Source organism: Pseudotenacibaculum sp. MALMAid0570 (genome assembly GCF_040151415.1).
Taxonomy (GTDB): Bacteria; Bacteroidota; Bacteroidia; order Flavobacteriales; family Flavobacteriaceae; genus Polaribacter.
In genome coordinates this window covers 302562-327987 of the sequence record NZ_JBDKWF010000047.1, presented here as the reverse complement: position 1 = coordinate 327987, position 25426 = coordinate 302562, and the positions used below count along the sequence as shown (strand labels likewise).

Annotated in this window: 20 protein-coding genes, 1 other RNA gene and 1 riboswitch; of the genes, 14 read left to right on the top strand and 7 right to left on the bottom strand. The window is 33.1% G+C overall.

Going from position 1 to position 25426, the window contains the following annotated elements:
• The first annotated feature begins 188 nt into the window (after positions 1 to 188).
• The gene (locus tag AAON49_RS07955) at positions 189 to 2858 is read left to right on the top strand and encodes a DNA gyrase/topoisomerase IV subunit A (protein WP_349553956.1); all 2670 of its coding nucleotides are present in this window, start codon (positions 189 to 191) and stop codon (positions 2856 to 2858) included.
• Between the two features lies 1 nt (position 2859).
• Here AAON49_RS07955 and AAON49_RS07950 read toward each other — a convergent pair whose 3' ends face one another.
• Positions 2860 to 3999, bottom strand: a complete 1140-nt coding sequence (locus tag AAON49_RS07950; protein ID WP_349553954.1) for an ABC transporter substrate-binding protein — start codon at positions 3997 to 3999, stop codon at positions 2860 to 2862.
• A gap of 71 nt (positions 4000 to 4070) precedes the next feature.
• Positions 4071 to 4316: riboswitch (cobalamin riboswitch) on the top strand.
• Between the two features lie 86 nt (positions 4317 to 4402).
• Here AAON49_RS07950 and AAON49_RS07945 point away from each other — a divergent pair.
• A complete protein-coding gene (locus AAON49_RS07945; RefSeq protein ID WP_349553952.1) occupies positions 4403 to 6307 on the top strand; it encodes a TonB-dependent receptor plug domain-containing protein in 1905 nt (634 codons plus the stop codon).
• A 101-nt stretch (positions 6308 to 6408) separates the two neighbouring features.
• Here AAON49_RS07945 and AAON49_RS07940 read toward each other — a convergent pair whose 3' ends face one another.
• Both AAON49_RS07940 and AAON49_RS07935 read right to left on the bottom strand, forming a co-directional pair.
• Complete coding sequence (locus AAON49_RS07940) at positions 6409 to 6921, bottom strand: DUF7935 family protein (RefSeq protein WP_349553950.1); 513 nt, start codon at positions 6919 to 6921, stop codon at positions 6409 to 6411.
• Between the two features lie 72 nt (positions 6922 to 6993).
• Positions 6994 to 8742 carry a hypothetical protein gene (locus AAON49_RS07935; RefSeq protein WP_349553948.1) on the bottom strand — a complete coding sequence of 583 codons (1749 nt, stop codon included), beginning with the start codon at positions 8740 to 8742 and terminating at the stop codon, positions 6994 to 6996.
• A 172-nt stretch (positions 8743 to 8914) separates the two neighbouring features.
• On the opposite strand from AAON49_RS07935, the gene AAON49_RS07930 reads away from it, so the two are divergent.
• Both AAON49_RS07930 and AAON49_RS07925 read left to right on the top strand, forming a co-directional pair.
• Positions 8915 to 9835, top strand: coding sequence for an ABC transporter ATP-binding protein (locus AAON49_RS07930; protein WP_349553947.1), 921 nt, complete (start codon positions 8915 to 8917; stop codon positions 9833 to 9835).
• A gap of 17 nt (positions 9836 to 9852) precedes the next feature.
• The gene (locus AAON49_RS07925; protein WP_349553945.1) at positions 9853 to 10968 is read left to right on the top strand and encodes an ABC transporter permease; all 1116 of its coding nucleotides are present in this window, start codon (positions 9853 to 9855) and stop codon (positions 10966 to 10968) included.
• A gap of 50 nt (positions 10969 to 11018) precedes the next feature.
• Here the strand turns inward: AAON49_RS07925 and AAON49_RS07920 are convergent, their stop codons facing one another.
• Positions 11019 to 11318 carry an ArsR/SmtB family transcription factor gene (locus tag AAON49_RS07920; RefSeq protein WP_349553943.1) on the bottom strand — a complete coding sequence of 100 codons (300 nt, stop codon included), beginning with the start codon at positions 11316 to 11318 and terminating at the stop codon, positions 11019 to 11021.
• 349 nt (positions 11319 to 11667) lie between these two features.
• On the opposite strand from AAON49_RS07920, the gene AAON49_RS07915 reads away from it, so the two are divergent.
• From AAON49_RS07915 to AAON49_RS07870, 10 genes are all read left to right on the top strand, one after another.
• A complete protein-coding gene (locus AAON49_RS07915) occupies positions 11668 to 13989 on the top strand; it encodes an ATP-dependent helicase (RefSeq protein WP_349553941.1) in 2322 nt (773 codons plus the stop codon).
• A gap of 63 nt (positions 13990 to 14052) precedes the next feature.
• Positions 14053 to 14688, top strand: coding sequence for a DUF4290 domain-containing protein (locus AAON49_RS07910; RefSeq protein ID WP_349553939.1), 636 nt, complete (start codon positions 14053 to 14055; stop codon positions 14686 to 14688).
• Entirely contained in the window at positions 14689 to 16002 is a 1314-nt protein-coding gene (gene murA, locus AAON49_RS07905) for a UDP-N-acetylglucosamine 1-carboxyvinyltransferase (RefSeq protein WP_349553937.1), read from the top strand. It begins immediately after the preceding gene.
• A 108-nt stretch (positions 16003 to 16110) separates the two neighbouring features.
• Positions 16111 to 16644, top strand: a complete 534-nt coding sequence (locus AAON49_RS07900; RefSeq protein WP_349553936.1) for a nucleotide exchange factor GrpE — start codon at positions 16111 to 16113, stop codon at positions 16642 to 16644.
• Positions 16645 to 16716: 72 nt separating this feature from the next.
• Complete coding sequence (dnaJ, locus tag AAON49_RS07895; protein ID WP_349553935.1) at positions 16717 to 17838, top strand: molecular chaperone DnaJ; 1122 nt, start codon at positions 16717 to 16719, stop codon at positions 17836 to 17838.
• A gap of 162 nt (positions 17839 to 18000) precedes the next feature.
• Positions 18001 to 18315, top strand: an RNA gene (gene rnpB, locus AAON49_RS07890) — RNase P RNA component class A.
• Between the two features lie 194 nt (positions 18316 to 18509).
• Positions 18510 to 20777 carry an aconitate hydratase gene (locus tag AAON49_RS07885; protein ID WP_349553934.1) on the top strand — a complete coding sequence of 756 codons (2268 nt, stop codon included), beginning with the start codon at positions 18510 to 18512 and terminating at the stop codon, positions 20775 to 20777.
• A 118-nt stretch (positions 20778 to 20895) separates the two neighbouring features.
• Positions 20896 to 21582 carry a Crp/Fnr family transcriptional regulator gene (locus AAON49_RS07880; protein ID WP_349553932.1) on the top strand — a complete coding sequence of 229 codons (687 nt, stop codon included), beginning with the start codon at positions 20896 to 20898 and terminating at the stop codon, positions 21580 to 21582.
• A 63-nt stretch (positions 21583 to 21645) separates the two neighbouring features.
• Positions 21646 to 22503, top strand: a complete 858-nt coding sequence (locus AAON49_RS07875; protein ID WP_502942927.1) for an anti-sigma factor — start codon at positions 21646 to 21648, stop codon at positions 22501 to 22503.
• 71 nt (positions 22504 to 22574) lie between these two features.
• Positions 22575 to 23138 (top strand): TlpA family protein disulfide reductase, encoded by a 564-nt coding sequence (locus AAON49_RS07870; RefSeq protein WP_349553929.1) that lies wholly within the window; start codon positions 22575 to 22577, stop codon positions 23136 to 23138.
• Positions 23139 to 23203: 65 nt separating this feature from the next.
• On the opposite strand, the gene AAON49_RS07865 is transcribed toward AAON49_RS07870, so the two are convergent.
• The 3 genes from AAON49_RS07865 to AAON49_RS07855 form a co-directional block, all read right to left on the bottom strand.
• Entirely contained in the window at positions 23204 to 23557 is a 354-nt protein-coding gene (locus AAON49_RS07865; RefSeq protein WP_349553928.1) for a hypothetical protein, read from the bottom strand.
• Positions 23558 to 23671: 114 nt separating this feature from the next.
• Positions 23672 to 24238, bottom strand: coding sequence for a hypothetical protein (locus AAON49_RS07860; protein WP_349553927.1), 567 nt, complete (start codon positions 24236 to 24238; stop codon positions 23672 to 23674).
• Between the two features lie 5 nt (positions 24239 to 24243).
• The gene (locus AAON49_RS07855; RefSeq protein WP_349553926.1) at positions 24244 to 25419 is read right to left on the bottom strand and encodes an aspartate aminotransferase family protein; all 1176 of its coding nucleotides are present in this window, start codon (positions 25417 to 25419) and stop codon (positions 24244 to 24246) included.
• Positions 25420 to 25426: the final 7 nt, after the last annotated feature.

The following is a 25426-nucleotide window of genomic DNA, read 5'->3' as shown; positions in this document are numbered from 1 at the left end:
AGAAGGCCATAAATATTGTTATTATACTAGCCTTGATTATTATTATATCATGGTTTTTTGAAATAGATTATCAAAATCTCTCTTTTAGTAATAACAGATCACCTTATTTAGGAATTCTCTCCATGGCTCTTCTAATTTTAGCAATGAGAATGGTAAAAAGGCAGCAAAAAAAGTAAACCTGCAATTGAATGAGTGAAGAAATTAACGAACAAGAAGAATTTGACGAAGAATTAAGTCAAGCATCAACTACTGAAGCTACAGAAACCATTACGAAAGTAACTGGAATGTACAAAGAATGGTTTTTAGATTATGCTTCTTATGTAATCTTAGAAAGGGCTGTGCCGGGAATCAATGATGGATTCAAACCAGTGCAACGTCGTATCATGCATTCTATGAAAGATTTGGATGATGGGCGTTATAATAAGGTCGCCAATATAGTAGGACATACTATGCAATATCATCCTCATGGTGATGCATCTATTGCAGATGCTATGGTGCAAATGGGACAGAAAGAGTTGTTGATTGATATGCAAGGAAACTGGGGGAATATTCTTACAGGTGACAGAGCTGCAGCTTCTCGTTATATTGAAGCACGTTTATCGAAGTTTGCTTTAGATGTTGTGTTCAATCCAAAAACAACAGAATGGCAAGCATCATATGACGGGCGTAAAAAAGAACCGGTTCATTTACCTGTTAAATTCCCATTATTGCTAGCTCAAGGAGCAGAAGGAATTGCTGTAGGTTTATCAACTAAAATTCTTCCTCATAACTTTAATGAACTTATTGATGCCTCAATCAAATACTTAAAAGGAAGAAGTTTTAAGATTGTTCCTGATTTCTTAACAGGAGGTATAGCTGATTTTTCAAATTATAATGATGGAAAACGCGGAGGTAAAGTTCGTGTTCGTGCTAAAATATCTCAACTCGATAAAAAGACATTAGTCATTACCGAAATTCCTTTTGGAACTACCACATCGTCTTTAATAGATAGTATCTTAAAAGCCAATGACAAAGGGAAAATAAAGATCAAACGTATTGAAGATAACACTGCAGCTAATGTTGAAATCCTTGTTCATTTGCCGCCAAATATTTCGCCAGATAAAACCATAGATGCCTTATATGCATTTACAAATTGTGAGAACTCTATTTCGCCTTTATGCTGTATAATTGAAGATAATAAACCAAGATTCATTGGAGTTTCTGAAATGCTAAAATCATCTACAGATTATACTGTAGAACTCTTAAAAAGAGAGTTAGAAATTCAACTAAATGAATTAGAAGAACAATGGCATTTTGCTTCATTAGAAAGGATTTTTATTGAAAACCGAATCTACCGAGATATTGAAGAAGAAGAAACATGGGAAGGTGTTATTGCTGCTATAGATAAAGGATTAGAACCTCATGTTAAACATTTAAAAAGAGCGGTAACTGAAGAAGATATTGTTCGTCTTACTGAAATCAGAATTAAGAAGATTTCAAAGTTCGATATAGACAAAGCAAAGCAATTCATTGAAGGTTTAGAAGAGAAAATAGAGCAAGTAAAGCATCATTTAGCCAATCTGATTGAATTTGCTGTAGATTATTTTAAAGAACTCAAATCTAAATACGGTAAAGACAAAAAACGTAAAACAGAGATAAGAACCTTTGATGATATTGTAGCTACTAAAGTTGTAATTAGAAATACCAAACTTTATGTAAACAGAGAAGAAGGATTTGTTGGTACTTCCTTACGTAAAGATGAATATGTAACAGATTGTGCCGACATTGATGACGTAATCATCTTTAGAAAAGATGGTAAAATGATGGTTACTAAAGTTGCTTCAAAGACTTTTGTTGGAAAAGACATCATTCATGTTGCTGTATTTAAGAAAAAAGACAAACGTACAGTTTACAACATGATGTATCGTGATGGTAAAGGCGGACCTAGTTATATGAAACGTTTCAATGTTACTGGTGTCACTCGAGATAAAGAATATGACCTCGCTAATGGCAGTAAATCATCGTTGGTTCACTATTTTACAGCCAATCCTAACGGAGAAGCCGAAGTAGTAACAGTATTATTAAGAGCTGTAGGTAGTGTTAAAAAGCTCAAATGGGATATAGACTTTGCTGATCTTGCAGTGAAAGGTAGAGGCGTAAGAGGAAATACAATTACCAAATACGCTATTCGAAAGGTTGAATTCAAAACTGCTGGAGTTTCTACCTTAAAACCTAGAAAAATTTGGTTTGATGATGCTGTACAGCGCTTAAATGTTGATGATAGAGGGGAATTGTTAGGAGAGTTTAGAGCAGAAGATAAGTTGTTAATAGCAACACAATCAGGGAAAATAAAAGCAGTTTCTCCAGATTTACAAATGCATTTTGAAGAGGATATGATTGTTTTAGAAAAATGGGTGCCCAAAAAACCTATTTCCGCAATCTATTTTGATGGAGATAAATCTAAATACTATGTCAAGCGTTTTTTAATTGAATCTCCAGATAAGGAAGAAGTATTTATATCTGATCATCCAAACTCTCAACTTGAAATTATAGCTACAGACTATAGACCAGTAGGTGAAATAGTATTCTCTAAACGATCTATAGAAAATAAAGAAATCAATTTTGAAGAATTTATTGCAGTCAAGGGAATCAAAGCTCAAGGAAATCAGTTAACATCTGAAAAGATTAAACAAGTAAATCTTTTAGATTCTTTACCTTATGATGAACCTGAAGAAGAACCAATAGAAGAAGTAGAAGTAGTAGATGAAGAAGTAGTAGAAAATTCAAAACAGAATACTACTTCAGTAGAAAAGGAAACTCCAGAAGAGAATTCACCAGACGATACTAATAGTGGCGATGGTCAAATAACTTTATTTTGAGCTATTTCATACGCTCAAAAAAAGTAAGCTCATAATCAGGAAGTAATTCTGGATTGGTGATTTTAATGATATCCTTTAAAACAAGATCTGGTCGAGTAGGAGCTAGTTCAAAATAAATAACTCCGCCTGTTTTTCCTGTTTTAGTTGAAGGTGTATAAATGTTGTTATTTTTAAATGCTTTAAAATCTGCGTAATGCTTATTCGCTTCTAACATTTGTTCTTTTGAAGAAAAATAACCTGGAGCTATCCAAAAATCTGCATCTTGCCCTTTGTCAAAAACACTTTCGAAACTTAAATTCAAGCTTCCTTTACCTTCAGAGTCAGCCCATAAATATTCAACATTAGCATCTTTTAAAAATTGAGCTACAAAGCTTTCGCCACCTGGCAAACTCCAAACATCATTTCGCATAATAGCTCCAGATAAGATAGAAGGTTTATTCTTCGATGTTTTGGCAATCTCTATAGCAGCTAAGTAATCTGATTCTATTTTGTTAAATATACTGTCTGCTTCTTTTTTCTTATCAAATAATGCTCCAAAAAACTTAATCCATTCAGCTCTTCCTAATGGAGTTTCCTCTAACCAATCTCCATTGATAATTACTGGAATTCCATTTTGCTCTATTAAATTGTAGGTTTTATTCGTTTTAGTCATAGAAAACCCTACCACAACATCAGGATTTAATTCAAAAAGAACTTCGGTATTCATTGAAAATTCTTTTCCTAATTCTTTTACAAAACCTTGTTCAATTCTTTTTCTTGTTCTTTCAGAAGAAACATATTTGGTGTTTTGAAATCCAACCAATCGATTTTCCACTTCTAATAATTCCAACATTGGAATATGAGTTGTAGATGTTACTACGATATTTTCAATAGGAGTAATTATTTGTGCCAAACTTTCTGAAGAGTCAACTTTATTTACAAGTAGGTACTCAAATTGTTCTTTCGCCTTAGGATACGGAGTCTTGATTGTTATTTTTTTACTTTTATTAAAATACTGAATATCAAAGCTTTTAGAATGCTTTATTTCAAGTGTAAGTTTATTTTTAGTCTCTTTGCTTTTTTTTCTAGAATCTTTACTGCATGAAAAGCAAAAGAAAGAAAATATAAGCGCTAAACAGAGTGCAAGACTATGATGTTTCATAAAGTGTATTTGGAAGAACAAGATTACAAAATGTTTTATAAACACTTAGTTAAACTAAATTATTTTGTTATACATTTGCGCTGATTTTTGGTTTTACTACCAACATCGTTGTTAGTAAATTAAAAGGGAATTTGGTGAAAATCCAAAGCTGTTCCCGCAACTGTAAGTTTATGTCGAACATGTTTCGGCACCTCTTTTTTAAGAGAAGCTATTACTACAAATACCACTGGTCAGATGTCGAAATAAATTCGACAGAAGCTGGGAAGGTTTAATAGTTTAAAACAAGCCAGGAGACCTGCCTAAAATCACGAGTAAAAACTTTCGGGATAAAAGTTTGTGCACTATACCAACATGTGATACAAAAATTTTACCTGATTTATTTGTAAAAATTAAATCATTAAAAATGAAAAAACAATGGATGCTTGTAGGTGCTTTTGCCTTAAGTCTATTGGGCTCTGCCTACGCGCAAGAAAAAAAAGAAACTGAAAAAAGAGAAAAGTTAGATGAAATAGTTATCGACTCTCGTTTCAAAATTAAAAAAGAAAACTCTGGTAAAGTTGTTCATAAGATAACACCAGCTGTAATTGAACAAAACAAAGGGAAAACAGTAATTGATTTGATCAATAGAGTTTCTGGAATTGAAATTAATGGAAACACTAGTGTTTATGGACAAAATCTTGGATACTTTGTTCGCGGTGGACGTTCTAATGAAGTAGTAATTTTGATTGATGGTTTACAAGTTGTGAATCCGTTACAAAACAGCTTCGATCTTCGGTACATTGATCTTGAACAAGTAGAATCAATTGAAGTTAGTAAAGGAGCTTCAAGTACTTTATATGGGTCTGGAGCAGCTACAGCTGTAATTGATATCCGTACTAAAAAAGCTTCTGAAGGTTCAATTAATGGAACAATTGGAACTTTTCTAGGAACTAACCAAACTCAAGATTCAGAAAATGTTGGAAGTTTGATACAAACTAACTTTGGCATCAATGGGAAGACAGATGATTTTAATTATTTAGTTACATTTTCATCTTTTGAATCAGCTGGAATGACGGCAGCTAAAGACGAAACTTTGAATCAAATCTTTACTGAAGATCCTTTCAGAAGAAATAACTTTGATGTACGTTTAGGATACGATTTTTCAGAAAAGTTTACGACCAACGCGACTTTCTCTATCAATAATTTTAACTATAGTTATGATGCAGGGTCTTTTGTTGATGCAGAAAATAGAGCAAGAGAAACCAACACTCGTTTTGGATTATCTTCTGAATATCGTTATGACAAAGGGACAGTAAACGTAAATTTTGCTTACAGTAAATTTGATGTTAATCGTGTAAATACTTCATTTCCTGGGAAAAGTAACGGTAGTAACACTATGATTGATGCTTTTATAAAGCATAACTTTGATAAAATCAAGTTGATTGCTGGTGTTAACTTCCAAAGTAATGAGATTCAAACATTTTCTATTCCTTTCGGAGCAACTGAATTAACTGAAACTCAGTTTGCACAAGACCCAAAGACTACAATTACAGATCCATATGCAAATATTGTATACATCTCTGAAAATGGATTCAATGTCAATGCTGGTGTACGCTTAAATAATCACAATATTTATGGTAATCATCTTGTATACAATTTTAACCCGTCTTATCGTTTTACAAATGAAAATGGTTACACACGTATTTTTGGATCATATAGCACTGCATTTGTTGCACCATCAATCCAAGAGTTATTTTCTTCATTTGGAAACCCTGAGTTAGATCCGCAAGAAAGTACTACGTATGAGTTTGGAGCTGAGTATAAGCGTAACACATTTACGGTAAATGTTGTATACTTTAATAGAGATGTAGAGAACATTATTGTTTATGATTCAACATTATTCAAAATGGTTAATGGGGGTGACACAACGATCAATGGAGTAGAAGTAAACTCTTCTTTTGATATTATTGATGATTTGGTGGTGAATGCTAATTATACATATACAAAGAATGATGATATTGCTATTCGTATTCCTAAGAACAAATTCAATGCTGGAGTTACTTACAGCTTATCAGATAAAACAAACTTCTTACTAGACTATCAATATGTAAGCGATCGTGATGATACTGATTTTAGAGATTTCTTAAATGTTCAGAATGTTACTTTAGAGTCTTACTCTTTACTAGATTTAGGAGCTACTCATAAATTGATGAAAGGTCTTACCTTGTACGGAAATGTAACAAATTTACTTAATGAAGATTACCAAGAGATTTTTGGATTTTCAACAAGAGGAGTTAACTATAAATTCGGACTCCGTTTTAAATTTTAATTCCTGATTCTTCAGGATTCCCCCGATTTTTGCTTTATTGTAGAATTGCAAAAAGAAAAGCGCCGATTTCTCGGCGCTTTTTACTTTCTATTTATAAAATATTATAAAAGTCTTCTAACTTCTTTTTTCAAAAACGCCACAGCAGTGTTGGTTTGTGGTTCTTTTTTAGAATACTCTAAAAGAACCTTTTCTCTAAAATCATTGGCAGAATCTGAAGTGTCTGCAACTAACCTTAAGGTATTAATCATGGCAGATTTTGAAGCAATAATTACATTCCAGCATTCATCCGTAATATAGAGTTGTTGTACCATATTATGTTCAAATTCTTGATCTATATTACCCATCAACAATTGTAAATAAGCTTCTTTATTATCTCCAATCGGTTTCACCCTTAATAATAGCTTTACAGGATTAATTCGTTCACAAAACAATAGCATTCTTTCATAAGCTTGAAGCTTGATGGGTAAAGATTCTTTTTTCTTTTCAGCTAAGAGTTCCAGTTTCTTTTCACTATTTCCTTGTTTTAAGAAACCACTAAATATAAAGTAGGCAACTCCTCCAGTTACAATTGCTGGTAGTGCATAAGCCAAACCTTCTAAAATTTTGTCTTCCATAATTCAAAAATATTCTTTTTGAATGGGATGGTCAAAATTTTATCAGCATTTATAAATAGTTGATTCTCTTTATTATTTGCCTTTTAAGAAATCGAAGACTTCTTTATTACTGTAGACATTCCATGCGCTTAATTGATATAATAGATTTACTTGCTCTTTTGTGAGGGAAATCCCATTAATTAAACCATTCTCACCAATAAGTTTATACAAAGGAAAGTCTGGAAATTTTCCATTAGGACCTTTGCATATCTCTTTTTTTACTTCATCAGGTAAATCTTTATACCAATCATATACAAATTCATTATAGACCCATAAAACTTCAACAGATTGGTTTTCTTTAATCCCCCACCATTTATTTGCTTTTGTCTTCAATTTCGTTTTTGTCATTACAGTTTTACCTTCTTTCTTAGCTTTTGCCAAACCTTCATAAACTATATTAAAATCTGATTGTTTGAAAACTTGATTATGTATTTGGTTTCCAGTGTTGTATCCGAATAAAGGAAATAAATCAGAAGATACTTGACTTGGTAATGGTGGACAATTAGCACTTGGCTCTAATGTAACGTCTAACGGAGTATTTGTATTAATAAATACCACTGCTTTTTTTACGCCACGTTGCAACAAAGAGATAAGGCCAAAATTCTCTAAGTTTCCTCCATCAGTAAAACGATATTTTTGAGCATCTTCTACAACTCCATTTTCAGAAATAGGCCAATATTCTTCTTCAGGAATCAATTGATCTGCGGAAAAATGTGTTAATATTTCTGAGCCTACTTGCGCTAAAAGACTAGAACTAAACATAGCTCCATAAGCAGCACTGCTGGTTCCAGTTGCATCAACAGCTTCAAAACGTTGTTTTGCTAATTTTACTCGAAGTTTAGTAGCTTGATTGTTTAATAATTGTCTATTCTGAGAACGAAGTAAGTCACTACCAAATCCAAAAGACTCAACAAAACCACCACCAGCATTAAAACTAATTGTTTTACCTGTTAAGATCTCAGTATCTGTTACTCCAATAGGATTGTTAGAACCTATATATAAAGGTGTGTAATTGAATACAGATAAATTTTCTGGGTTTTTAATTGGTAAATATTTATTTGGAGCTAATAAGCTTGAATTAACAATCAAAAAAGGTCTTTTTATATCTCCTTTTTGATTGTGAACCGTAATAAAATCACTAACCTTTAATTTAGGATTTCTGTCTAAAATAGCATTTCTAGTACTGTCATTTAATGTAAAATACTTTGGATGCTTTGGGTCATATAAGCCATAAGGCTTTAAGTAAGTACTACCTACAGCGTCAATCCATACATAATCCATCTTTTGTAAAATACCTAGAGTAAGTGAACCTAGAGCTAGCCTTTCTAAAGCATCATCAATCAAATGCTTTGAGATTACTTCTCCCATAAAACCTTTAGGCATATAACCTAAAAGCTCCATGCTAATTTCATTTGGTTTTGCAATAGTTCCTAGAAGTTGTTTGTCATTTTCAGCACCACTATTATAGTAAGTAAAAATAGTAGAAGCCCAAGAACCTCCAGAGACAGCAGATATATAGCCAATATCATTCCATAATCCCAAGCTATCAAGGCCTTTCATTTGCCCTAAAGCACAATTCATTGCTCTAGTACCACCTCCCGAAAAGCATACTCCAGTAGAAGGTAAATTCAATTTTGCTTCTGGGAAATCTAGAGGTGTATTTGCCGTATCCCATGCCAAAACAGTAGCTTTTGTTCTACATCCCAAGCAGAAAACTATTGAAAATGCTAAGACTATTGTTGCTTGAATATAAATATTAGATTTGATTTTAGTTGAATTCATAATAGGTTGATTTTGAGTGGTTAACATACAAAATCTTACCACGCCATTTATAGGTAATTCTACGCGTTTACGATAGAAGATGACAATTCATCTATCAAAAATTACATTTCAGTAAGAAGATTTTTACACAGCATGTCAATTTTATGACTTTTGAGGCATAATTCAATTAGATATGATACAAGTAACCAATCTTTCCAAATCGTATTCAGATATCAAAGCAGTAGATGGTGTAAGTTTCTTTATAAAAAGGGGAGAGGTTTTCGGTCTTTTAGGACCAAACGGAGCTGGAAAATCAACTACTTTACATATGATGAGTTCACTTTTAAAAAGTGATACAGGAACCATACAAATTGATGGGGTTACATTAAATGGAGACTCAAAAAAATTCAAACAACTTATAGGTGTTGTTCCTCAAGAAATATCATTATATGAAGAATTATCGGCTTATGATAATTTAATGTTTTGGGGTAACCTATATAAAATACCGTCAAAAGAGCTAAAAGAAAGAATATCTAAAACCTTACAATTAATAGGTTTATTTGATCGTAAAAATGATTTGATAAAGACATATTCAGGAGGAATGAAAAGACGAATTAACATTGCTGCTGCTTTATTGCATCAACCTAAAGTGTTGTTAATGGATGAACCAACTGTAGGAATTGATCCCCAAAGTAGAAATCACATTTTCGAAGTAATTGAAGAATTAAATAAACAGGGAATGACAATTATTTACACAACGCATTATATGGAAGAAGTAGAGCGATTGTGTAATAGTATTGCAATTATTGATTCAGGTAAAATCATTGCTCAAGGAACACAAGAAGAATTACAAGAATTAGTTCCAGCAAAAGAAATTGTTGAATTAGAATTTAATTTTCTCTCTGAAAACCAAGTTATTCAATTAAAGGAAATGCTTTCATATCAAATGATCCAAAAAGAAAATAAATTAATTATTGAGTCTTCAGTAAGGGAGCTTTCGCAAATAATAACAGCTTGCAATAGTCTCGATTTAACTATTAAAGACATTCAACTTCAAAAAATAAATTTAGAAACAATCTTCTTGAATCTAACAGGAAAGCAATTACGTGATTAATTATAAAACAACCAGACATGATACTTACGATATTAAAAAAAGAATTAAAAATTTATTTCTCTGATAAGAAAGGAGTGCTTTTAACATTCTTACTGCCGGTTATCTTAATCAGTTTATTTGCTTTCTCCTTTGGAGGAGTAGGTAGAAAGAAAAGTTCACCAAGACCTTCTACTTTGGTCATTGTAGATAAAGATAGTACAGAAACGTCTATGAATTTCATATCCAAATTAGAACAGCAGCCTACATTACGTTTAGTAAGATATCAAGAAGCAGAAGCAGAAGAACGTATCCGTAAAGGAAAAAGTACAGCAGCTCTTATTGTAAAAGAGGGTTTTGGAAGGGCAGTGAAAGATCAACAAAGTTTGCCTCTAGAACTAAAATATGATGTTGCTAGAGAAATACAAACAAGAATGATATTGGCGGTTGTAAGAGGAAATTTAGTTAGAAACTATGGAAACATTGAAGCTTTAAATAATGTACATGTAAAGATGACTTCTGTTATTAAGCCTAGTAACAATAAGCCAAATCCTGGTTTAGTACAGGCGGTAGCTGGGACAGCTATTATGATGCTGTTGTTTACCATAGCTGCTATTGGAGGTGGATTATTAGAAGAAAAAGAAGCAGGAACTTTAAAACGATTGTTAAGCTCTCCTATAAAACCGATGGATATTCTGTTTGGAAAAATGCTAACAGGAATTATTATATCCATTTTACAATTAACTGCTATGTTTGTCTTTGCCTGGTTGGCATTCGGTTTACCAATTTTTATGGATACAGTATCTTTAATCCTGCTTATTTTGACTATTTCCTTTGCTGTTTCAGGTTTTGGAGTGTTGCTTGTGTCAACTGTAAAAACTCGTCAACAACTTCAAGGTATGAGCACCATTATCATTATTTTAATGTCAGCAATTGGAGGTAGTATGATTCCAATTTCGATGATGCCTGCATTTATGCAGAAGGCAGCTGTAGTTAGTGTTAACTATTGGGGTATTCAAGGCTTTTTTGATATTTTCTGGAGACAATTAACACTTGTTGAAATTCTACCAAAAATGGGAATCTTAATGGCTATAGGATTTGGAATGACATTAATTTCTATGCGATTATTTAAGAAAAATATAGTGTCAATAGAATAAAAGCTACTAAGCTCAATGCTAAGGGGGTTATTGCAAAGAGCTTTTGTAGCTTATTTTAGGGGGGTAGGGGTATGATTTTTCTTTTCTTTCCAAAGTTCTTTATACTGATCTATCCATTTAAATGCTGGAACTAACATCTTTGGCTCTACCTTACACAAGCGTTCTCTTCCCTTTTTATTGATGCTTATAATTCCACATTCATTTAGAATTTTTAAATGCCTTGAAATTGCTGGACGACTAATTTCATAATTCTTTGCTACGTTGTTAACATTCATCGATTGCTCTGCTAAAAGTTTGATAATATCTCTTCTAACTGGATCTGCAATAGCTTGATAAACGTCTCTTCTCATAAGTTTTTGATAATTAATCTGTTACAAATATATATGTAACCATTCGGTTACGCAAATTTTTTTACAAAAAAATGCACAAAAAATTCATAAACCCTTTATAGAGTAGGGCTGTAGAGTGTAAAAAAAAATTAAGTGAAGGTTTAAATAAGATAGTTTTTTAACTTTTCAATCTTTTAAAATCAATAATCTGAGAGTAAATTAGTTACCAGAATTACAATTAAATGTGGTTTTAGTTTTGTTATGCGTTTTTGTTTATCCAATTGTTACTTACTAACCCAAAATTGTCAATAACTTTACTTGTCGCTATGCATTGCTAATGGTATTTTAGCGTCTCCAATTTCGAGTTCACTTGAAGCACTATTTAGATACATTAAATCCGGCACAAAAAGCTGCGGTATTACAAAAAGATGGCCCAATGATTATAATTGCTGGAGCCGGATCAGGTAAGACCAGAGTACTTACATTCCGTATTGCACATTTAATGCAAGAAGGAGTTGATGCTTTTAATATTCTAGCATTAACATTTACTAATAAAGCAGCCAGAGAGATGAAAGATAGAATTGCATCTGTGGTAGGAGTAAGTGAAGCCAAGAATCTTTGGATGGGAACATTTCACTCAGTTTTTGCAAGAATCTTAAGAGCAGAAGCTGATAAACTAGGATTTCCATCTAATTTTACTATTTATGATACGCAAGATTCTGTTCGATTGATTACGTCAATCATCAAAGAAATGGGATTGGATAAAGATCGTTACAAACCTAAGCAGATTTTAAACCGTATCTCTTCTTTTAAAAATAGCTTAATAACCGTTCGAGCTTATTTTAATAACTCAGATTTACAAGAAGCTGATCTAATGGCTAGTAGACCTAAAGTGGGAGATATTTATAAAGAATACGTAGAACGTTGTTTTAAATCAGGAGCGATGGACTTTGATGATTTATTACTTCGTACTAATGAATTACTAGCAAGACATCCTGATGTCTTGGCTAAATATCAAGATAGATTTCGGTACATTCTAGTTGATGAGTATCAAGATACAAATCACTCTCAATATTTAATTGTACGTGCATTAGCCGATCGCTTTCAAAATATTTGTGTAGTAGGAGATGATTCTCAAAGTATCTATGCGTTTCGTGGGGCGAATATTCAAAACATTCTCAATTTTCAAAAGGATTACCCAGATGTAAAAACATTTAAGTTGGAGCAAAATTATCGCTCCACTCAGAATATTGTAAATGCTGCCAACTCTGTTATTGAAAAAAACAAAACGAAACTAGATAAACAAGTATGGACTTCAAATGACAAAGGTGAGTCAATTAAAGTAATGCGAACTATTTCTGATGGTGAAGAAGGACGCTTTGTTGCACAATCTATATTTGATAACAAAATGAATAAGCAATTGCAAAGCGATCAGTTTGCAATTTTGTATCGTACCAATGCGCAATCTAGAGCTATGGAAGACGCATTACGAAAAAAGGATATTCCTTATAGAATATATGGAGGCATCTCTTTTTATCAACGAAAAGAGATTAAGGATTTACTATCCTATTTAAGAATGCTCATTAACCCAAATGATGAAGAAGCATTAAAACGAATTATCAATTACCCCGCAAGAGGAATTGGAGCAACCACTATCGATAAGCTAACCATTGCTGCTAATCACTATAAAAAATCCATTTTTGATATCATCAAGAATTTGGATAAGATAGATTTAAAGATCAATACAGGAACAAAAACCAAATTGCAAAATTTCCTAAACATGATCTTACGTTTTCAAATTGATGCCCAAAAATTAAATGCATTTGAAATAGCTGATTTGGTTGTAAAGCAAACACAACTTATTAAAGATCTTGAAAAAGATGGTACTCCAGAAGCGGTAAGTAAAGTTGAGAATGTTCAAGAGTTACTTAATGGAGTCAAAGATTTTATTACAGATAGAATTGAAACAGGAGAAGATTCTTCTCTAACAGCCTTCTTAGAAGATGTTGCTTTGGCCACCGATTTTGATTCAGATAAAAAAGATGACAAACCTAGGGTTTCTTTGATGACAATTCACTTAGCAAAAGGATTGGAATTTCCTTATGTATACATTGTAGGATTAGAAGAGAATTTATTCCCTTCCGCAATGAGTATGAATACGCGAGCAGAATTAGAAGAAGAAAGACGTTTATTTTATGTAGCATTAACAAGAGCTGAAAAACAAGCTTATTTAACATATGCTCAAACTCGTTATCGTTGGGGTAAGCTTACCGATGGAGAACCTAGTAGGTTTTTAGAAGAAATTGATGAGCAATTCTTAGAGTATTTAACACCTAAAGTAATTGAACCTTCTGTAAATAGATTTGTAGACCAAAGTATTTTTGGTGATGCCCCAAAGAAGATTCGCTTTCAAAAGCCTATTCAAAGAAAGAGAGCAGAAAGAGAGCAGGCGAAAAAAACAAACTTCACACCTCCTAAGAACCTTAGAAAGGTTTCTCAAACGCAATCAAATGCTAACTTATTTGATGATAAAATTACTGTAGGCAACTTCGTAGAACACAATAGATTTGGTAAAGGAGAAGTTATTGGATTAGAAGGAGCAGGGGCCAATAAAAAAGCAGAAATATTGTTTGGAACAGTAGGAAAAAAGAAACTATTATTACAATTTGCAAAGCTTAAAATTATTGGATAAATCGATGCAATCGAACCAAATAATACGTATTTTGCAAAGCATAAAACTTCATAAGAAAGATAGATGACATTTGATTTAGAATACAATTCAGAAAGAACCACCATGATTATTCCTGAATATGGAAGACATATTCAAAAACTAGTAGACCATTGTGTGAGCTTAGAGTCCAAAGAAGAACGAAATAAAATGGCGCAAGCTATTGTTGATGTTATGGGTAATTTACAACCTCACTTACGTGATGTCCCAGATTTTAAACACAAATTGTGGGATCAATTACATATCATGTCTGACTTTAGATTAGATGCAGATTCGCCTTATGAAAAACCATCTAAAGAAGAATTACAAGAGAAACCAGAACCTTTAAATTACCCGAAATCAGCTTCAAAATATCGTTTCTATGGGAACAATATTCAAATTATGATTGATACAGCGCTTACATGGGACGGAGGTGAAATGAAAGATGCTTTAGTTTATACTATAGCAAATCACATGAAAAAGTGTTTTTTAAGTTGGAACAAAGACACAGTTGAAGATGATGTTATTTTTGAGCATTTATTTGAATTATCTGACGGAAAATTAGATTTAAGGAATTCTGAAGAACCATTATCTGAATCTAAAGATTTACTGAAAAGTAGAAGAGGTCAAGGTCAGAACAAAGGGAAAGGGAAGAATCAACAACATAAAAATAGAAAAAGATAAATGGCTTCTTTTAAAATTGAAGGCGGACACCAATTAAATGGATCTATAACGCCACAAGGCGCTAAGAATGAAGCATTGCAAGTAATATGCGCTGTTTTGCTTACCCCAGAAAAAGTGCGTATTGATAATATTCCCAATATTATTGATGTTAACAAACTGATATTTATCCTAGGAGAATTAGGAGTGAAAATTGAAAAGCATTCTGTCAATAGTTATACGTTTCAAGCAGATGATATCAACTTACAATACTTAGAATCTGCCGATTTTAAAAGAGACGGGAGTTCTTTACGGGGCTCAATAATGATTGTAGGTCCTTTGTTAGCTAGATTTGGTCGAGGATATATCCCTAGACCTGGAGGAGATAAAATTGGTCGTAGAAGATTGGATACACACTTTGAAGGATTTATTCGTTTAGGTGCAAAATTCCGTTACAATAGAGAAGAATATTTTTATGGTGTTGAAGCTGAAAATGGGTTAACAGGTACAAACATGTTACTCGATGAAGCTTCAGTTACAGGAACAGCCAATATTATCATGGCTGCTGTTCTAGCTAAAGGAACTACAACAATCTATAATGCAGCTTGTGAGCCTTATATTCAACAATTATCTAAAATGTTGAACAGTATGGGAGCTAAAATAGGAGGAGTTGGCTCAAACTTGTTAACCATAGAAGGAGTGGATTCTTTAGGAGGTTGCTTACACAGAGTACTGCCAGATATGATTGAAATAGGAAGTTGGATTGGAATGGCTGCTATGACACAATCTGAGTTAACCATTAAAAATGTTAGTTGGGATGACCTTGGACAAATTCCAGATGTATTTAAAAAATTAGGAATTCAATTAGAGAGAAGAGAGGATGATATCTATATTCCTCAACAAGATTCTTATGAAATACAAACTTATATTGATGGATCTGTGTTAACAGTTGCAGATGCGCCTTGGCCAGGATTTACGCCAGATTTACTAAGTATCGTTTTAGTAGTTGCTACCCAAGCTAAAGGAACAGTTTTAGTACATCAAAAGATGTTTGAAAGCCGCTTGTTCTTTGTCGATAAGTTAATCGACATGGGAGCAAAAGTAATTTTATCAGATCCACACAGAGCTGTAGTCATTGGACATAACAGACAATCTCAGTTGAAAGCGACTAAGATGACATCGCCGGATATTAGAGCCGGAATCTCGTTGTTAATTGCAGCCTTGTCAGCTAAAGGAACAAGCATCATTAATAATATAGAGCAAATAGATCGTGGGTATGAAGATATTGAAAATCGTTTACGCTCTTTAGGTGCTAAGATTGAAAGAATTAAAGACTAATTTATTAGTCAAACAATAATAAACAAGATAATAGTGCCACTTTGGCACTATTTTTTTGTTGGCAAAATTATTGACTATAAAATGTAAACATTTTAATCATTACTAAAAATGAGTAAAGAAGAAAAGATACACGAAGAAGAAATTAAAAATCAAGAGCAAGAAGCTCAATCAGAAGAAAATCAAGAGGTTGTAAAAGAAGAACCAACTGCTGAAGATTTATTACAACAAGAAAAAGATAAATATTTACGTCTGTTTGCAGAGTTTGAAAACTATAAAAAACGTACAACAAGAGAACGAATAGAATTGTTTAAAACTGCCAGTCAGGAACTCATGACATCTTTACTGCCAATCTTGGATGATTTTGACAGAGGTTTGACAGAAATCAAAAAAGCAAAAGACAAGGAGCTGTTAAAAGGGATGCAGCTGATTAATGATAAATTTAAAAGCACCTTAACTCAAAAAGGGTTATCTGAAATTAAAGTAAAACAAGGAGATACTTTTGATGCTGAAGTTCACGATGCAATAACTCAAATTCCTGCACCTAATAATAAGTTAAAAGGGAAAATTATTGACGCAGTTGAAAAAGGGTACAAGCTTGGAGATAAAATTATCAGACACCCAAAAGTGGTTGTTGGACAATAAAAACGATTAACAATTTACAATTAGCAATGTTCAATTGAAAATTGACCACTGATAATTACTCATTGAATAACTATGGCTAAACAAGATTACTACGAAGTATTAGGGATTTCTAAATCAGCTTCGGCAGCTGAAATAAAGAAGGCTTACAGAAAGATGGCAATAAAATACCATCCTGATAAAAATCCTGATGATAAAGGCGCAGAAGAAAAATTCAAACAGGCAGCGGAAGCTTATGAAGTATTAAGTGACGAAAATAAGAAAGCTCGTTACGATCAGTATGGACATGCAGCTTTTGAAGGAGGTCAAGGTGGATTTGGCGGCGGCGGAATGAATATGGATGATATCTTCAGTCAATTTGGAGATATATTTGGAGGAGCTTTCGGAGGTGGATTCGGAGGATTCGGAGGAGGATCAAGACAAGCTAGAGTCAAAGGAGGAAATTTGAGAATTCGCGTAAAACTTACTTTAGAAGAAATTGCAAAAGGTGTAGAGAAAAAAGTAAAGGTTCGTCGTAAAGTTCAAGCCGATGGAGTTTCTTATAAAACCTGTTCAACTTGTAATGGATCTGGTCAACAAATGCGTGTTACCAATACTATATTGGGAAGAATGCAAACAGCAACTACCTGCGGAACATGCCAAGGAACTGGAGAAGTTATTAGTAGCAAACCCAATGGATCGGATTCTCAAGGATTGATTGTAAAAGAAGAAACAGTTTCTATCCAAATACCAGCTGGAGTTACCGAAGGTGTTCAGTTAAAAGTTGGAGGAAAAGGAAACGAAGCGCCTGGGAAAAACTCTATATCAGGAGATTTATTAGTGTTGATAGAAGAAATTCCACATGAAATATTAAAAAGAGAAGGTACCAATGTACACTATGACTTGTATGTAAACCTTTCTGAAGTAATTCTTGGAACTAGTAAAGAAATTGAAACAGTTACAGGAAAAGTAAAAGTTAAAATAGATGCAGGTACTCAATCAGGAAAGATATTACGATTAAAAGGAAAAGGGTTGCCAAGCATAGAGCGTTATGGAACAGGAGATTTCTTAATTCATATCAATGTTTGGACTCCTCAAGAGCTAACTAAAGAACAACGTCAGTTTTTTGAGAAAATGATTGATGATGAGAACTTTACACCATCGCCTAAAAAGTCAGATAAATCTTTTTTTGAAAAAGTAAAAGACATGTTTTCTTAAATAAAGAGAATTTTTTCAAAAAATGTTTTCTCAATTTAAATAAAATATTAAATTTGTCTTGTTGTTGGTAAAACAACAACACTTTTTCTTTTTCATAGCAATTTTTCCCACTCAATCTTTGAGTGGGTTTTTTTATGAATAAAGATGTATTTTAGACAACATAAAGCAGGCCTATCTTATCGCCACGCTTTTGGCGTGGAGGAAAGTCCGGACACCATAGAGTAGCATAGCGGATAACATCCGTCCGGTGTAAACCGAGGACCAGTGCAACAGAAAGCAAGTACAGTTCGGCTGTAGTGAAACCAGGTAAACTCTATGCGGTGCAATGCCACGTATATTGGAGCTTCGAAATTTCGTAAAAGGGTTACTCGCCCGATTCCAAGGGGTAGGCAGATAGATTCTAAGAGTAATTTTAGAACTAGATAAATGATAAGACTCACTTGAGTACAGAATCCGGCTTATTGGCCTGCTTTTTCATACATTATTTACGTTTCTTGATTATCAACTTGATAATATAAGCTGCTTTTTTTAGTTAAAAATTACAAATAATTCATTTATAGAGATATTAAATGAATTATATCTATTAATTAATCGATTTTAGTGTTTATCTTTCAAATGTCATTAGAAAGCATTAATTTTGTGCGACCAAAAACACTTAAAAACAAATATTTATGGCTTTTGATATTCAGATGATCAAAGAGGTCTACCGTAATGTTGCTGAAAGAGTAGATGCGGCAAGAGAAATTACAGGCAAACCTCTTACACTAGCAGAAAAGATATTGTACTCTCATTTATGGGATGGAAACCCTAACAAAGCATTTGTTAGAGGTAAGGATTATGTAGACTTTGCACCAGACAGAATTGCTTGTCAAGATGCAACAGCGCAAATGGCCTTATTACAATTTATGCAAGCTGGTAAAAACAAAGTTGCTGTTCCAACAACAGTACATTGTGATCATTTGATACAAGCAAAAGTAGGAGCAGGTAAAGACCTTCAAAATGCACTTAATACAAGTAATGAGGTTTTTAATTTCTTAGAATCTGTTTCTAATAAATATGGAATTGGATTTTGGAAACCTGGAGCAGGTATTATTCACCAAGTTGTTTTGGAAAACTATGCTTTCCCTGGAGGAATGATGATAGGTACAGATTCGCATACAGTTAATGCTGGTGGATTGGGAATGGTTGCCATCGGAGTTGGAGGAGCTGATGCTGTAGATGTAATGGCAGGTATGCCATGGGAATTAAAATTCCCAAAATTGATAGGTGTAAAATTAACAGGAAAACTATCTGGATGGACATCACCTAAGGATGTTATTTTGAAAGTTGCTGATATCTTAACAGTAAAAGGAGGAACAGGAGCTATCGTAGAATATTTTGGCCCTGGAGCTACGGCAATGTCATGTACAGGTAAAGGAACTATTTGTAACATGGGAGCAGAAATTGGAGCCACAACTTCTACTTTTGGTTATGATGAAACAATGGAACGCTATCTAAGAGCTACAGAAAGAGCAGATGTTGCAGATGCAGCTAATGAAGTGAAAGAGTACTTAACTGCAGATCCAGAAGTTTATACAAACCCTGAGCAATATTTCGATCAAGTTATTGAAATCAATTTATCGGAGTTAGGACCATTATTAAACGGACCTTTTACACCAGATCTTTCTACTGAAGTAGGAAAAGATATGACAGCGAAAGCTACAGAAAACGAATGGCCTTTACAAGTGGAGTGGGGATTGATAGGTTCTTGTACAAACTCTTCATATGAAGATTTATCAAGAGCTTCTTCTATTGCACAGCAAGCTTTAGACAAAGGATTAGAAACTAAGGCAGAATTTGGAATTAATCCGGGATCTGAAAAAGTTCGTTATACTGCTGAAAGAGATGGAATCTTAGAAATTTTTGAAAAACTAGATGCTAAGATTTTTACAAATGCATGTGGACCATGTATTGGTCAATGGGCTCGTTATGAAGATCCAAAGAATGCCCCAAAGAATAGTATTGTACATTCTTTCAACAGAAATTTTGCAAAAAGAGCAGACGGAAACCCAAATACTCACGCTTTTGTAGCATCGCCAGAATTGGTAGCAGCAATTGCTATCTCTGGAAGATTGGATTTCAATCCAATGACAGATTCTTTAATTAATAAGAATGGAGAAGAAGTAATGTTAGATGAACCTACAGGTTGGGAATTACCTCCAAAAGGGTTTGAAGTAAAAGACAATGGTTATCTTGCTCCAGAAGAAGATGGTAGTCACGTTCAAGTAAATGTAGACCCTAGTTCTGAAAGACTTGAATTATTAACTCCATTTGTTCCAATTGGAAGCGAAATTAAAGGAGCTAAATTATTAATTAAAGCTCACGGTAAATGTACAACGGATCATATTTCTATGGCAGGACCATGGTTACGCTATAGAGGACACTTAGATAATATTTCGAACAACTGTTTAATTGGTGCAGTAAATGCATATAATATGCAAACTAATTTTGTTAAGAGTCAGATTGATGGCGAATATGATGCAGTACCAAAAACACAAAGAGCTTACAAAGAAGCAGGAATTCCTACTATTGTAGTTGGAGATCACAACTACGGTGAAGGTTCTTCTCGTGAGCATGCTGCAATGGAGCCACGTCATTTAGGTGTGGTAGCTGTATTGGTAAAATCGTTTGCTAGAATTCATGAAACAAACTTAAAGAAGCAAGGAATGCTTGGATTAACTTTTGTAAATGAAAGTGATTATGATTTAATTCAAGAAGATGATACATTCAACTTTTTAGATCTGAATGAGTTTACTCCTGGAAAGCCATTAACTATTGAAGCAGTTCATGCAGATGGGACTAAAGACATTATCATGACAAACCACACATACAACGTTGGTCAAATAGAATGGTTCAATGAAGGATCGGCATTAAATTTAATCAAAAAGCAAAACGCTTAATTATTGATAATTTCCTACTTAAAAGCTCCTGAATTTTCAGGAGCTTTTTTTATGATAAAAATTTCTGTTGCTGTAAGGCTTTAAACCTTTTTAAGACAAAAAGTGAAACAAGCTTTTTATGAAATCCTCTATTTGGTATTTTGACGATGTTAACTTATTCAAGATTCTTTGTCCACATAAATACCCAGCATATACAAAAGATCATAATCTTGATGTATATAGGAAAAGTGACTATATCTATTTTGAAGAAGACAATGCCAACAAAATTTATTTGATAGATTCTGGTAAAGTAAAGATTGGTTACTATACAGAAGAAGGAGATGAAATTGTAAAAGCAATACTTACAAAAGGCGAAATTTTTGGAGAAAAAGCTATTCTAGGAGTAGATAAAAGAAACGAGTTTGCTCAATCTATAGATAACAATACTTCCATTTGTCCAGTATCTAAAGATACAATGTACAGCTTAATGAGAGACAACGTGTCAGTAAGCTTTAAGATTTATAAATTTATTGGTTTGCGTATGAAAAAATTAGAACGCAGATTACAGTTATTACTTTTTAAAGATGTGAGAACTCGATTCCTTGAATTTTTAAATGAGTTGTGTGAAGAGTATGGATATGATTGTGAACAAACAGGAGATAAAGTCATCATTCACCCTTATACTCAGAAAGATATAGCTAGTCTTATAGGAACTTCTAGACCTACTTTAAACTCAGTGATGAACGAATTAAAAGAAGCGAGAGAGATTAGTTTCAATAGAAAAGAAATCCGTTTTTTGAATAAAAGTTTCGTAAATGTAAGCTAGCTTACATTTTATTTTTTTTTGCCAACCTAATTTTGACTCAGTTTAATATTAAATATGGTTAAAATGAGAAAAATTTTAGGATTGTTAATTGCAGCTAGCCTTTTTACTGCATGTAACGACAATGATGATGTAATTACAACATCAGACTTAACACTTAATTTATCAGGATTAGAAGCTTTAGGAAATGATTATGTTTACGAAGGTTGGGTAATTGTAAACGGTAACCCGGTTTCTACAGGAAGATTTTCTAGTGTTTCATTTCCACAAACATTTCAAGTAGATACAGATGATTTAAACAATGCAGCAGCATTTGTATTAACAATTGAACCTAGCGTTGATCCAGATCCAGCACCTGCAGCTACTAAGATTTTGAGAGGTGCTTTTTCAGGAAATTCAGCAGCAGTTTCTACAGAAATTGTTGGTGACTTTACTAACGCGGCAGGTTCTTTCTTTTTAAGAACTCCAACTGATGAAACAGGAACAAACAATGGAAACGATCATTATGGCGTATGGTTTGGGGTACCAGGAATGCCACCAACACCAGACTTTACATTACCTACTTTACCCGATGGTTGGGCATATGAAGGTTGGGTTATTGGTGATGCTGGTCCTATTTCTACAGGAACGTTTACAGCTTTTAATACAATGGATTCTGGAAACCCGTTAAGCGGAACTCAAAACAATGCAGGTCCACCAATTCCAGGTGAAGATTTCTTCAATAATGCGCCTACAGGAGAAACATTTCCTTTAGATGTTAGAGGAAGAATGGTCGTAATTTCTGTTGAACCCGTTCCAGATAACTCTGCAGCACCTTTTACATTAAAGCCACTAGTAGGGACTGCTGGACAAGCTACAGCACCTTCTACTCATCAATTTGCTGCTAACTTAGGATCATTACCTACAGGAACTGTAAGTAGATAAAACAATATTTATTTTATTTTGTTAGTATTATAGCGTAGTTTCGACTTAGATTCTACGCTATATTCTTTATTATGAAGCTTAAAAGATCTCAAATATTTAATATAATCACTGTGGTGATTATTCTACTATTAATTATCCCTCAAACTAGAAAAACTATTCAAGTTTCTATTCATAAAGTATTTGCATTATTTAGCCCATCAATAGAGAATGAAGCAGATAGGAAAGAACTAAGTACATACAACTGGACTCTATTAGATAAAGATGGAAATGAATATAATATGGTAGATTCAAAAGATAAAGTTCTGTTTGTAAATTTGTGGGCTACTTGGTGCCCGCCATGTGTAGCTGAACTTCCTAGCCTACAAAAATTATATACTGATTACAGTGATAAAGTGACATTTTTATTTGTTACAAATGAAGAAATGGAAAAAGTAACTCTTTTTCTAGAGAAGAGAGATATGACAATTCCGGCATTTCAACCAGCTAGTGTAATTCCTCAAGAATTGTACAGTAGATCTATTCCTGCTACTTATATTATTGGAAAGAATGGACAAATTCATGTAGATAAAAGAGGGGCAGCAAACTGGAATAGTGATAGTGTGAGAAATCTTTTAGACAACCTATTGCAAGAATAAAAAAATGCCCGAAGCAACATAATGTTGCATTCAGGCACCCAACTAACCAACCGTTGTAATTATAATTATGATTGTTTTATCGTTAAAGGAACTCTATAGATTTCTCCTTTCTTCAATCCTTTAACATTAACTTTTTGATAATTCAATTTACTCTTTAAGTACTTATCTACAGTGTTACTTTTTGTATCTACTGAGACAATGATTAATTGATTTTGATTGTTTACAATTAAAGAAACATTAGCCTTAATATCTGAGTTGTCAACTAGATACGAAGGAACTTGAGTTCCTAAAATTGATACAATTTCGCTACGTAGTTCATTTTTACTTTTTGTAGCTAATGGTTCTGTTTCATTTGCAAAAGCAGTTAATGTTGCAAAACATAATGCTATTGCGGTAATTGTTAATTTAAGTTTTTTCATGATGATTTATTTAGATTAAACGTACACTCATAAGACTACGCAGAATCTAAAATGTTTCACTAAAAGAAAGAGTTTAATAAAAACTTAACGTGTTTTAACAATTTTTTGTAAAAATCACTTCAATTCATAAAATGATTTTAAAACAGACTGGAAAGTATCTTGATATCTTTTTTTTCTGTCGTATAAAGTCCAACAGATAACCATGTATATATTTTCTTTTCCTTGTATAAATGAAAAGCTATAAGCAATTTTATGACCTTCTACTATTCCTGAGGCTTCTTGAATAACTGATATAAGTTTTTTGTTTCTAAAATTTCTAGGACTGGAAGTTTTAAAATCTACAATTACTTCTTTAAAACTACTCATTTGTATCATTTGATAGTTTTTAGCCACAGAAAGCGAATCGATGTATTCTCCAGAATCTTTAAAAACATCAACAAAATCTTTACTAGGCTCATCAATAATAACACAATATGTTTCTTTAAGTGCATTCATATATTGAAGAGATGCTTCATCATTTAATTCTGTAGTCACTTTCATATATGAAGGTAATTTTATACCATATCTATTTTCTATGACAACATCTTGAAACTTTACATTCTTTTCAGGAGTATTCAAGACATCCATACAAGAAGTAAAAATAGTAACTTGTAATAGTAGTAATAGGAAAGTTCTTTTCATAGCTTTTAGAGTTTGTTTAATGTTGATAATATAATGTCACAACCTTCAATAATTTCTTCGTCTGTAATGGTTAGAGGAGGAGTAATTCGGATTGCTTTTCCTTCAAAAAGTAAGAAAAATAAAATTAACCCTTTTTCTAAGCATTGATGAATTACTCTAGAAGCTATCTCAGGAGACTCAAGAATAGCTGCTAACATCAAGCCTTTTCCTCTGATTTCTATGATGTTAGGGTGCTTTAAATGCTTTCTAATAATTGCTTCTTTTCTTAGTGTTTCAGAAATTAGATTGGATTTTTTAATTGTTTGTATGGTTGCTACACCCGCAGCTGATATTATAGGATGACCCCCAAAAGTAGTAATGTGACCTAATTTTGGAGACTCTTTGAGTAAAGACATCAAATGTGCTTTTGCAAGAAAAGCACCTATAGGCATTCCGCCACCTAATCCTTTTCCTGTAATGATAATATCGGGAATAACATTATAATTTTCAAAACCCCAAAACTTCCCTGTTCTTCCAATTCCGGTTTGAATTTCATCTAAAATGAATAAAGCACCAACTTCTTTACAGCGTTGTTCTATTTTTTTTAAATAGTTGTTCTGAGGAACAATAAAACCTGCACCACCTTGTATGGTCTCTAAAATAACTGCGGCAGTCTTGTTTGTAATTTTTAATAAATCCTTATCATTATTATAACGAATGAATTTAGTTCCTGGAATTAATGGTCTAAAGGCTCTATTTTGTTGTTCGGCTCCAGAAACACTCATAGCACCTTGTGTATTTCCATGATAAGAATTGTTAGCTGCTATAATTTCTGTTCTATTTGTTGCTCTTTTAGCTAGTTTTAATGCTCCCTCACATGCTTCAGTACCTGAGTTAGTAAGGTAAACACTATAATGTTCTTTTTGTAATGTTTCACTTAAAAGTTTACACAATTCTAATTGAGGCTTTTGAATAAACTCACCATAAACCATTACATGTGTGTACAAGTTTAATTGTTTCTGTATCGCTTCGTTTACCTTTGGATGTTGATGACCTAAGCTATTTGCTGAAACGCCAGCTACAAAGTCTAAGTATTTTTTTCCTTGTGAATCGTAGATATAATTCCCTTCGGCTTTACTAATTTCGATAGCTAAAGGGTAAGGACTTGTTTGAGCTTGGTATGTAAAGAAATCATCTTTCATCAAAGTC

Excerpts from the sequence above, each read along its gene's own strand:
- AAON49_RS07935 (WP_349553948.1), bottom strand. The coding sequence starts at position 8,742 with ATGAATTCAACTAAAATCAAATCTAATATTTATATTCAAGCAACAATA.
- murA (WP_349553937.1), top strand. The coding sequence starts at position 14,689 with ATGGCTTCTTTTAAAATTGAAGGCGGACACCAATTAAATGGATCTATA.
- AAON49_RS07920 (WP_349553943.1), bottom strand. The coding sequence starts at position 11,318 with ATGAGAAGAGACGTTTATCAAGCTATTGCAGATCCAGTTAGAAGAGAT.
- AAON49_RS07910 (WP_349553939.1), top strand. The coding sequence starts at position 14,053 with ATGACATTTGATTTAGAATACAATTCAGAAAGAACCACCATGATTATT.
- dnaJ (WP_349553935.1), top strand. The coding sequence starts at position 16,717 with ATGGCTAAACAAGATTACTACGAAGTATTAGGGATTTCTAAATCAGCT.
- AAON49_RS07855 (WP_349553926.1), bottom strand. The coding sequence starts at position 25,419 with ATGAAAGATGATTTCTTTACATACCAAGCTCAAACAAGTCCTTACCCT.
- AAON49_RS07925 (WP_349553945.1), top strand. The coding sequence starts at position 9,853 with ATGATACTTACGATATTAAAAAAAGAATTAAAAATTTATTTCTCTGAT.
- AAON49_RS07900 (WP_349553936.1), top strand. The coding sequence starts at position 16,111 with ATGAGTAAAGAAGAAAAGATACACGAAGAAGAAATTAAAAATCAAGAG.
- AAON49_RS07955 (WP_349553956.1), top strand. The coding sequence starts at position 189 with ATGAGTGAAGAAATTAACGAACAAGAAGAATTTGACGAAGAATTAAGT.
- AAON49_RS07945 (WP_349553952.1), top strand. The coding sequence starts at position 4,403 with ATGAAAAAACAATGGATGCTTGTAGGTGCTTTTGCCTTAAGTCTATTG.
- AAON49_RS07930 (WP_349553947.1), top strand. The coding sequence starts at position 8,915 with ATGATACAAGTAACCAATCTTTCCAAATCGTATTCAGATATCAAAGCA.
- AAON49_RS07885 (WP_349553934.1), top strand. The coding sequence starts at position 18,510 with ATGGCTTTTGATATTCAGATGATCAAAGAGGTCTACCGTAATGTTGCT.
- AAON49_RS07950 (WP_349553954.1), bottom strand. The coding sequence starts at position 3,999 with ATGAAACATCATAGTCTTGCACTCTGTTTAGCGCTTATATTTTCTTTC.
- AAON49_RS07875 (WP_502942927.1), top strand. The coding sequence starts at position 21,646 with ATGAGAAAAATTTTAGGATTGTTAATTGCAGCTAGCCTTTTTACTGCA.
- AAON49_RS07940 (WP_349553950.1), bottom strand. The coding sequence starts at position 6,921 with ATGGAAGACAAAATTTTAGAAGGTTTGGCTTATGCACTACCAGCAATT.
- AAON49_RS07860 (WP_349553927.1), bottom strand. The coding sequence starts at position 24,238 with ATGAAAAGAACTTTCCTATTACTACTATTACAAGTTACTATTTTTACT.
- AAON49_RS07870 (WP_349553929.1), top strand. The coding sequence starts at position 22,575 with ATGAAGCTTAAAAGATCTCAAATATTTAATATAATCACTGTGGTGATT.
- AAON49_RS07865 (WP_349553928.1), bottom strand. The coding sequence starts at position 23,557 with ATGAAAAAACTTAAATTAACAATTACCGCAATAGCATTATGTTTTGCA.
- AAON49_RS07880 (WP_349553932.1), top strand. The coding sequence starts at position 20,896 with ATGAAATCCTCTATTTGGTATTTTGACGATGTTAACTTATTCAAGATT.